This is a genomic window from Treponema sp. UBA753 (assembly GCF_002297325.1).
Classification (GTDB): domain Bacteria; phylum Spirochaetota; class Spirochaetia; order Treponematales; family Treponemataceae; genus Treponema_D.
In genome coordinates, this window is sequence record NZ_DBKJ01000032.1 from 3,149 (window position 1) to 12,597 (window position 9,449).

The following is a 9,449-nucleotide window of genomic DNA, read 5'->3' on the forward strand; positions in this document are numbered from 1 at the left end:
ACTTTCTTAGGGCAAAAAATTACACACAGGCAAAACAAGCCTTGGAAACTTCAATAAAACTGAATCCAGAATCCTACGAAAATTATTATTACCTTGGAAAAGTCTGCAAAGAAAACAAAGATTTGTCCACAGCAGTAAAACTTCTGGAAAAAGCTGAACGCTCGCAAGAATACAGGCAAAAAGCTCTTGTTGAAAAAGGAACTTGCCTTATGATGGCGGATCAACTTGAAAAAGCAACGGACGCATTTGAACGCGCGGTTTCAAACGCTAAAATTCCAAATTCGCAGGAAACTTTATACGCAAGATACTTTCTCGGAATCTGCTACGAAAAAAGCAGAAAAATTGAAAAAGCAATAGAACAATGGGAAACCGTCTACAAATGCAACAGCAAATTCAAGGATGTGACATCAAAATTAAATCAATATAAAGAGCTTGAGACAAATGACGGAATAAAAGAATATTTAACAGCAAACAACCAGCAATTCATGGAGCTTTGCAAAAAAATTTTATTGGCAGGATACAATCTTCAAAGTCAAAAAACTGATTTTACTCCTTACGGCTGCCAGATTCTTGCCACAGAAAAAAAACAGGAAGCATTCTTAAATGCAAAGCAACAGTTTTTCCTCGCGCAGTTCTACCGTTCCACAGATACAATAGAAGAAACTCCAGTTAGGAAACTCGCTGACACAATAAAAACAAAAGGCTATGTAAAAGGACTTCTTTTTGCAAGCTCTGATTTTTCACACACAGCACAAGTTTTTGCAGACAGCCGTCCGCTTGCCCTAATATCCAAAGACACTCTTGAATCGCTTTTCAGAAAGGCTGGCATTCAATGAAATTTCTTTGCGTTTCCGACCAAATCGACCCTTTAGTCTACTCTTCCACAGTAAAAGAAAGATATGGAGATGTTGACGCTGTTTTTTGCGCCGGAGACCTTTCCATGGAATACGTTGATTTTATAGTAGACGCCTTAGGAAAACCGACTTTTTTTGTTTTCGGAAACCACGATTTAAAGGAATACAAATATTATAAAAATAAAATGTTTTCTGATTCATTATTTTCAGGCTCGCCGTTTAAATTTGAAGGAACTGGAGTTGAACATGCGCACGGAGCAGATTACGCAAGCAACAAAAATATAAGGTGCAAGAATCTTACATTTAAAACTTCAGACGGAAAAACAACGCCCCTGCTCATTTCTGGAGTTACAGGAAGCATAAGATACAACAACGGACAAGCTCAGTTCACGGACAAGCAGATGAAAAGGCAGCTTGTAGCGATGATTCCGGGCTTGCTTTGGAACAAAATCAAATACGGAAGATACTGCGATATTTTTTTGACGCACGCATCTCCAAGGCACATACATGACAAAGAAGATCAGTGCCACAAAGGATTTGACTGTTTTAACTGGTTTATTAAAAAATTTTCACCAGGGCTTATGATTCACGGTCATATACATTTGTACGACCTTCAGGCTACAAGATGCACTGTATCACAAAACACAACAGTCATAAATGCTTACAGTCACATAGTAGTAGAATTCGAGCCGAACCTAAAAAAAGGAGCAAATTTTGGAGCAGACGTTTCTATCCTCGCAGACAGATGAAGATTTTTCAAAAGCGCGCAACAAAGCCTTCTTCAACGAAATACAGCATCTTTTAAATCCAGAGGAAGCAAAGCTTATTTCATTTACCGACATAAAAAAAATGCTCAAGCCAAGCAACGAAGTTTACAAAGGAATGCAAGTTGTTCCAATCAAACTGATTGTAGGCAGCGAAGGACGTTATAAAGATTTTGATAATCATTTCTTGCCAAAAAACAATTTTTTAAAATCACGCTGGGAACACGTTGATATGGCGCATTACCAGGACATCACGCTTCCGCCGGTAAGCCTTTATGAACTTGGAGGACTTTATTTTGTAAGAGACGGAAATCACCGCGTTTCTGTTGCAAAAATGAAAGGCATAGAAAACATCGATGCTGAAGTCGTAAGCCTTCAAAGTGAAATCAAGCTTAAGCCCGGAAGCACAAAAGAACAAATGGAAAAGCAAGTAATAGAATACGAAAAACGAGTATTTTATGCGGAAACCTGTTTTGGCGACATAACTGACTATTGGTGTCTGAATTTCAGCACGCCCGGCCAGTACGACCTTATTTACAACCACATTCTCTGCCACAAATACTACATAAATTCCGGAAAAAAAGAAGAAGTTTCTATGGAGGAAGCGATTCTTTCTTGGTTCAACAACGTCTATCTTCCTGTAATCAGGGCAATCGAAAGCCGCAAAATTTTAAAAAGTTTCAAAGGCAGAACTTTGTCCGACCTTTACGTTTTTCTTATAAAATACTGGGACGAATTGAAGCAGCGGTTTGGAAACGACTTTCCACTTGAAGACGCCGCAGAAGACTTTTCAAAAAAATACAAAAAACTCTCTATTTACCGGCGTATTAAAAATTTTCTCGCAAGGTCAAAGATGAAAAAAGATTTAAAAAACAACTGATAATAAAAATTTTTTACTGATTTTTGACTGTTAATTTTACAGTTTTGTGCCGATAATATTTAATGAAAAACTTGACGGTACAATATTTCAATGCTAGAATAATAAAAATATTTTGCGGTTTATTTTTATAATCGGCAAAAAATTTAAAATTATTTAGTTAAAATTGAAAATTGTACAAGGAGCAGACACCTTGATTTTAGATGACAAATTTGCATACATTCCTCTTTTCGCGGTTTCTGTGATTTGCGCATTTTTATTCGTGCTATTTCTTTTAATCCGCAAGAAAAAAACTGCCAGAGTAAGTTTTATAGCTCTTCTTTCAGACTTGATTCTTGGAGCAGGAAGCCTTATCGCGGCAATAAAAGAAATAACTGGCGAAGGAGATCCTTTTGCATATTTTGCAGTCGCAGCTTCAATCGCAGCATTAATTCTGATTCCATACTGCATAATTTTGTATACTTTTGAGCCAAAGAAAATTGAAAAACTCGTTCCGCATTATGTGAACGTGGCAGAAGAAAAATCTTATGCGGAGGCGCTTCAGCAGACTTCATCTCAGCAGCAAAAGTCAATTCAGCCTGGTGAAAATGAATCGAGAGCACTTGAAATCAGTTATTCATTTGCCGCAAAAGCATCAGAAGCATTTTCAGAGAAAAACGGAATGAACGCGCTTCTTGACTATGTAAATAAAACTATAAGAGAAGAAATAAACGCAGATGGCGGCGCGATCCTCATGGTTGACGACTTTGAAGATGTGATTACAGTCCGTTCTTTTGACGGGGATTTTCCTCCTCCATACAAGCTTCCAAGCGATATGCCACACAAGCCTATCCGCATTGCCACAAATTTCAAATTCGCATCATTTCCGCTTAGAGAAAACATATTTGGCGAAATTGCAACAGCAGGCAAACCAGAACTTATTACAAAGCCTGAAAACGACGCAAGAATTTATCAGAACGGACCTGAAGAATTCCTTGAATGCGGAAGTTATATAATGGTTCCTATAAAAATTCAGGATTCAGTAATTGGCGTTGCGGCATTTGCAAGAACAAAGAAAAATTCTGTCTTTACTGAAGAAAATTTAAAGACTGCATCAATGATTACAGATTTTGCGGCAACTTCTATAAAAAGCGTTGTTTCAGTAAAGGATATTATAGAGCATAACGACCTTATGAAAGAAGCCGAGATAGCTTCAAAAATTCAAGAAATGCTTCATCCTGCAAAACTCCCTGCTCTCCCTGGAATTCAGCTTGGAACAATATGGAATCCAGAAGAAGGAGTTTGCGGAGACTATTATGATGTAATTGTTTCCAGAAGAGACCGTGTTTCATTTGTAATGAGCGATGTTGCAGGAAAAGGAATCAACAGCGTAATTGTAATGTCAATGCTTCGGGCGATGATTCGACTTGTTGTAAATACAAAGAAAACAGCAGGAACTATTCTTGAATGGGTAAACCATGGAATCGCAGCGGAAAGTTTCAGTACAGATCACTTTGCATCTTGCGCACTTATAAACTATGATCCAGTTAAAAAGGTCGCTGAAATTGCAACAGGCGGAACAACTCCTGTTTTCTACTATAATAAGGAAAAAAATGAGATAAAACAGATTTCAACACCAAGCGAGCCAATTGGAGTTGACAAAGAATCTCAGTATAAAGATATCTTGCAAGATATTAAAACTGGTGATATTCTTATTACATATACAGACGGACTTGTTGAAGCTTTAAATGAGCAAGGAATTCAATATCCTAAGGAATCTTTGCTAAAAATAGTTTCTTCAAATGCAAATTCAACTGGAAAAGACATTGCAAATCTTGTAAAGTCTGATATTAAGAAGTTTATAGGCAACAGTAGTCTTCATGATGACCAGTCGTTGCTAGTAATAAAATTTTAAGTAAATTTGAGCAGTAAGGAGACATCTTATGGAACTTAAAATAAGGAAGAATGGAGAAGTCTACATCATTGATGTAAATGGTGAAATGGACTTGTACAATTCTTACAAACTCAAGGAACTTGTAATGAAGATGCTTGAGAAAAATGTAAAATCGTTTGTAATCAATCTTGAGCAGGTTGATTATATCGACTCGTCTGGAATTGGAGCTCTCATTTACATCTGTTCTACAATCAAAAAGATGAACTTGAAGCTCTATATTTCAAATGTTCACGGCTCTGTAAAAAAAGTTATTGAACTCACCAAGTTGATGGGCTACTTCCCTATTGCAAATAGTGTTGAAGAAGCGTTGCTTATGATTAACGAATAAGAGGTACTTTAATGGAAGAATTCAAAGAGCTTCGTTCAGATGGCAATGACCCATTATTTGACAAAACAAATATGCTTTACAAAGCATTTCCCTCAAATTTTAGACAGATACGCTACTTTACACTTTTGATTGTACAGTCAGCTCCTCTTGAAATCAAAGAAATAAACCTTCTTGAGCAGCAGATAAGTGAAGTTATAAAAAATGCAGTAAAACATGGAAATAACTGCGATTTAAATAAGCAGGTACACGTTTGGTATTCTTTTAGCCCATCGCATGCTCACATAATCGTTGAAGATGAAGGCGAAGGATTTAAGGACTTGGAAAAATGGAATGAATTCAACAAAAAACGTTTGGATTGTCTTCATAATTCAAATTTTGAAGAGCTTTCAAACTATGTTTCATTCCGTACAAAAAAATCTGATGAACAGGACGGCGGAAATGCTCTTTTCGCAGCCTTGGAATACTGGAACGGCGGATTCGTATACAATGACAAACGTAATGGCGTTGCAATGCTTAAGAGATTTCAGCAGAAACGTCATGGTGTTGCTGTAGACGGAGAATAATTTTTTGATTATATTTAAAGAGGTTGAAATTTTCAGCCTCTTTATAAAACCGGGGATGTACCGGTTTCGACAAGCAAGAGAAATCTTGTGTTGCAGGTAGGTGTGAAGGTGCCTCAAACTGACAAAAAAATAACTGCAAAACGTAGAGAAGACGAACAGTCTGAAAACGAACAGTTTGCACTTGCTGCTTAAGCAGTGCCGGAACTTTTAGTATGCTGTTCCTAATGCTGAAATGTTCTGTTGCTGACAGGGACTTGTTGAGCTAATTTCTTGAGGTTAGTTCAAGACTTTTATCAAGATACGGAAGAGACGCCTTTGAAGCCGCTACCTTTTCCCGACAACCACCTCGCTTCAATAAACCTGTAGAGATGCTTGGTTTGCTTGCATGGACGCGGGTTCAACTCCCGCCATCTCCAAAGCACTTGGAAACTTTTTAGTTTCGGGTGCTTTTTTTATTTTCTTACTCTTTTTGCAGATGTAGAAAAACCTTCTTCCGGCGCATCAAAAGCAATCTCAACTCTTTCAATAATATCAAGCTTTAAAAAGTCAAGGTCTTTTGAAAAATCTATAAAAAGCTGGTAAGGATGAATTTTTAGAACATCAACAAGATTTGCTAAATTTTGACGTGAGGGCCACATTTCTCCAGTTTCATAATTTGAAATTGTCGCAGGGGAAACATCTATAAGCTCAGCAAGTTTTTCCTGTGAATAATTGCATTTTTGCCTGAAAAACTTTAAATTTTTTGCAAACGTAGCAGCTATATTTCTTTCAGTTTTTTTCATAAGCTCTTTTTGCAGCAGCCTCTGCTTTTAATTTAGTATCATAAACAGCCACAAGTGAACCGTCTATCCAGCCCTGCTCTACTTTGTACCAGACTAAATAATCTTTGCTGGATTTTTTTTCTTCCGCATTAATAACTTGAACTTTTTGTTTTCCGCAGATTAGAAAAATATCTCCGCTCCTTGCATGAAAGCAAATTTCACTTGAAAAATCAGCGGAAACTCTAAAAGCCGCATAAGGAACAGTTACAACAAGCCATTCATGATCAGGGGCAATAAAAGATTCATCTTGAAAATTGAGGTCGATTTTTTTTTGAATGCAGCTAGAAAAAATTACAGTAAAAAAAACAACAAGAACTGCAAAAAACTTTTTCACTTTTTCAGTTCCTCAAGAATGTAAGATTTTACTTTTGGGTAAAGAAGCATGTCGCTATCTACAAAATTCAAATTTGCAACATCTTCAACCTGAATCCAGTTGTATTCTGTATGTTCCGTTAAACTGTATTTTTTTTCAATTCCATCATGAGGAACAAAAATTCTATATGCATGCAAAAGAACATTTTCTGCATTATGAATAAAAGAGGCTTCTGCAATTTTTTCTCCAACAGCTACAGCAATTCCAAACTCTTCTTTTATTTCCCGAACAACGGCTTCTTGGTCAGTTTCACCCACCTCAACTTTTCCGCCTGGAAATTCCCAGCGTCCGCCCATTTGACCTGTAGGATTTCTATGGGCCACAAGAATTTTCCCGTTTAATAAAGCTATACATGCTATGGAAACTTTTGACATAAAAACCTCTACAAAAGCATGACTTGAGGAAAGACGAAATGCAAAATGCCAGCCGTTATGCAGACAATTCCAATATATTTTCTTGACTCAATAAAAACTTTATAAACCGCAGGAGGAACGGAATCACTTTCTGAACTGCTGAAAATATAATATTCCAAAAGAATTGAAGCTCCAGAAAGAAAACCTGCGACAACAGGAAACAAATCTCCAATCACAGGAATATCATTTCGAAAAACAGAAAGAATTTTCATAACTGCTACAAAAACGCACAAGACACCAACAACAAGCCTGAATCCAGAACTGTCAAAATTCAGTCCGCCGAAAGAAATTTTTTGACTAGATTCAGAATCATCATCAGAAGACTTTAAGTCAACAAGATTTTTTCCATAAATCAAAATTAGTCCGGCAAGGATATTTAGCAAAACGGAAAGAAAATAAAACTGAGCCATAATTATTCCTCTATAAAAGAATAAATGAAAATTTGAAAATTGTAAATGGTAAATTTATCTATTTGAAATCCTGCATTCCAAAACAGTAGACTCATTTTCATAGATTAAATGGCATTTTACAGAAACCAAATCATAATCACTGAAAACTGCGTAAATCGGCTTTGGGGATTTTGGAACAAAATTGAAAACTGTTTCAAATTTATCAGCAACAGAGTCTTCCTCATTAAAGCATTCAAATAGAACATTTAATGAAATGGAATCAGTATTTTCTAGTTTTTCAAAGTTGGAAAATTCAACAGAAGCATAAACTTTTTCATCAAATGAAAATGCAGAAAGTTTCGCTGTCATTCCTGCAATTGAATTTTTGTCTGTTCCGCCATTTATAATTCCAAGAACAAAGAATAAAACAATGCACATCACCATTGTAAAAAATGCGATTTTATTTCCCTTTGTTGAAAAAAGAACTTTTATAAGCCCTTTTTTTGGAGCGTTTTTTCCAGTTGCAAGATCGCGATAAATTGCTTGCTCATGCTGGCGAAACGAGCCTCTTTTGTAATGAAAAACTAAATCGTTCTCATCGTAGCGAATTTCAGGCTGGCTTTCATCATCAAAAATTTCCATTTATAGTTCCAAAATTAATTTTTTATAACAGCCTGAATCAAAGAATCGATTCGCCACCAGCACACAGAAGCTTTTTCATTTTTTACAATCAACGCTGAAATTATTCCTTCGCGGCTCAAATTGAAAGAATAATAAAGGCAGGATTCCCTATCAAGTGAAATTTTTCGCTTTAGAATTCTCTGTCCGTTTGACTGAACCATTTGCAAGCTAAAACCGTTGTCTGTGCTTACAATAAAATAAAACCAGCCGCTATCAGTAATTCCCAAGAAATCATAAGGAATTTCAAAAGTTTCCTTAGAGAATCCTTCAGAAATAGGCTCATCATAAGGCGGAACAGTTATAGGAAAATCATAAGAATTATTTTCAACATCAAAAGGATGAATCAGCGTAGTTATATATTCCACTCCAGACTGAACGCGGCTTGACTCATCGATATAGCTTGAAAAATAATCAACTTTTAAATACAACTTGCGTTCTTTGTAATCTGGAACAATATTTTCAAGAGAAAAAAAAGTTTCAGTTTTTTCCTCTGCAAAAGGATTCGGAACATTTTCTTTTTCAATTGGAATTGTGTACATTAAAAATCCATCCATAGAAAACCAATAAACAACTGCGCCGGATGAAGTTGTGCATAAAACAACAAGCTCATTTTTGTCTGTCGTAAAAATATTTTTTATATACGGAAAAGGAGTTCCTCCAGGACCTTGCTGACCTATATAGTTCATGTATTTTTTTGAATCGTCAAACCTTACAATAATTTGGCTCAAAACTTGATTTGTCTTTGAATCTGTTTCCTGACGATTTAATGGAAGCTTGTCAACCACATAAAGATATTTTCTTGAATCAACAGCAATTTTTGAAACTTCATTAAATGAATACGGAACAGCAGCGCGCGTAGAATTAATATCACTTGTATTTTCAGAAAATGAAGGACGTGGATTTTCCTGCGGATTGTAATACAAGGCAAGCAAATCTCCGTAACTGTTCATTTCCATTATTTTTTTTGACTCGCCGTTCAAAATATAAAAAAATCCATCCTGCATAGAAATTGAAGTGTTGATATTTCCAGCCGATGACATATTAAAAACATTAAGCTCATCTTCAAAAGTTCCATAGTTCAATTCAAAAAGATTTTCTTTTTCAACAGAAGAAACTATCTTTCCCTTTCTGCATCCACAAAAAACAGAAATAAAAACAAATGCAACCAGAAGGTTCTTAAAAAATTTCATAGTACAAAAAGAATAAAAGATTTAGCAAATTTCATCAAGAAGCAACGCAATTAAACATGGCGGCGGATTCCATCAAATTTTACTTCCCACAAAAAAAGTCCTGTTGGCGGCGCTGTAATTCCAGCTTTAGTTCTGTCGCAGCATTCAAGGATTTTTTTAAATTCGTCCGGGCTGCATTTTTTCTGAGCAAGTTGAATAAGAGTACCTGTAATGGATCTTACCATCTTCCAAAGAAAAGCATTTGCTTCAATTTGAAAAACAAG

At 36.0% G+C, this 9,449-nt stretch carries 12 protein-coding genes, 1 other RNA gene and 1 pseudogene; 7 read left to right on the top strand and 7 right to left on the bottom strand.

All coding sequences use genetic code 11. The features are described from left to right. The 7 genes from B4C08_RS02325 to ssrA all read left to right on the top strand — a co-directional run. Positions 1-836, top strand: an 836-nt coding sequence (locus tag B4C08_RS02325) for a tetratricopeptide repeat protein (RefSeq protein ID WP_296662453.1), incomplete at its 5' end; no start/stop codon positions are given. Further along, a complete protein-coding gene (locus B4C08_RS02330) occupies positions 833-1,603 on the top strand; it encodes a metallophosphoesterase (protein WP_295797796.1) in 771 nt (256 codons plus the stop codon). The genes B4C08_RS02325 and B4C08_RS02330, both read left to right, overlap by 4 nt. After that, complete coding sequence (locus tag B4C08_RS02335) at positions 1,569-2,498, top strand: transcriptional regulator (protein ID WP_295797799.1); 930 nt, start codon at positions 1,569-1,571, stop codon at positions 2,496-2,498. The genes B4C08_RS02330 and B4C08_RS02335 overlap by 35 nt, the downstream gene beginning before the upstream one ends. A gap of 190 nt (positions 2,499-2,688) precedes the next feature. Continuing rightward, the gene (locus tag B4C08_RS02340; RefSeq protein ID WP_296662455.1) at positions 2,689-4,389 is read left to right on the top strand and encodes a GAF domain-containing SpoIIE family protein phosphatase; all 1,701 of its coding nucleotides are present in this window, start codon (positions 2,689-2,691) and stop codon (positions 4,387-4,389) included. A 28-nt stretch (positions 4,390-4,417) separates the two neighbouring features. Continuing rightward, entirely contained in the window at positions 4,418-4,756 is a 339-nt protein-coding gene (locus B4C08_RS02345) for an anti-sigma factor antagonist (RefSeq protein ID WP_013701365.1), read from the top strand. 11 nt (positions 4,757-4,767) lie between these two features. Beyond that, positions 4,768-5,319 (top strand): ATP-binding protein, encoded by a 552-nt coding sequence (locus B4C08_RS02350; RefSeq protein ID WP_294015245.1) that lies wholly within the window; start codon positions 4,768-4,770, stop codon positions 5,317-5,319. Between the two features lie 51 nt (positions 5,320-5,370). Continuing rightward, positions 5,371-5,736: a transfer-messenger RNA gene (gene ssrA / locus B4C08_RS02355) on the top strand. Positions 5,737-5,771: 35 nt separating this feature from the next. Here ssrA and B4C08_RS02360 read toward each other — a convergent pair. The 7 genes and pseudogenes from B4C08_RS02360 to B4C08_RS02390 form a co-directional block, all read right to left on the bottom strand. Then, positions 5,772-6,101, bottom strand: a complete 330-nt coding sequence (locus B4C08_RS02360) for a helix-turn-helix domain-containing protein (protein WP_295797810.1) — start codon at positions 6,099-6,101, stop codon at positions 5,772-5,774. Further along, positions 6,088-6,474: a hypothetical protein gene (locus B4C08_RS02365; protein ID WP_296662457.1), complete on the bottom strand. Its 387-nt coding sequence runs from the start codon at positions 6,472-6,474 to the stop codon at positions 6,088-6,090. Before B4C08_RS02365 ends, B4C08_RS02360 begins: the two co-directional genes overlap by 14 nt. Further along, positions 6,471-6,887, bottom strand: coding sequence for a (deoxy)nucleoside triphosphate pyrophosphohydrolase (locus tag B4C08_RS02370; protein WP_296662458.1), 417 nt, complete (start codon positions 6,885-6,887; stop codon positions 6,471-6,473). The genes B4C08_RS02365 and B4C08_RS02370 overlap by 4 nt, the downstream gene beginning before the upstream one ends. Positions 6,888-6,895: 8 nt before the next feature. Further along, complete coding sequence (locus tag B4C08_RS02375) at positions 6,896-7,336, bottom strand: hypothetical protein (RefSeq protein ID WP_296662460.1); 441 nt, start codon at positions 7,334-7,336, stop codon at positions 6,896-6,898. A gap of 54 nt (positions 7,337-7,390) precedes the next feature. After that, the gene (locus B4C08_RS02380) at positions 7,391-7,957 is read right to left on the bottom strand and encodes a hypothetical protein (protein WP_296662461.1); all 567 of its coding nucleotides are present in this window, start codon (positions 7,955-7,957) and stop codon (positions 7,391-7,393) included. Between the two features lie 14 nt (positions 7,958-7,971). Beyond that, positions 7,972-9,186, bottom strand: a complete 1,215-nt coding sequence (locus B4C08_RS02385) for an LIC_12708 family protein (RefSeq protein ID WP_296662463.1) — start codon at positions 9,184-9,186, stop codon at positions 7,972-7,974. A gap of 50 nt (positions 9,187-9,236) precedes the next feature. Next, positions 9,237-9,449: pseudogene (locus B4C08_RS02390) on the bottom strand (tRNA pseudouridine(38-40) synthase TruA); the annotation flags it as partial.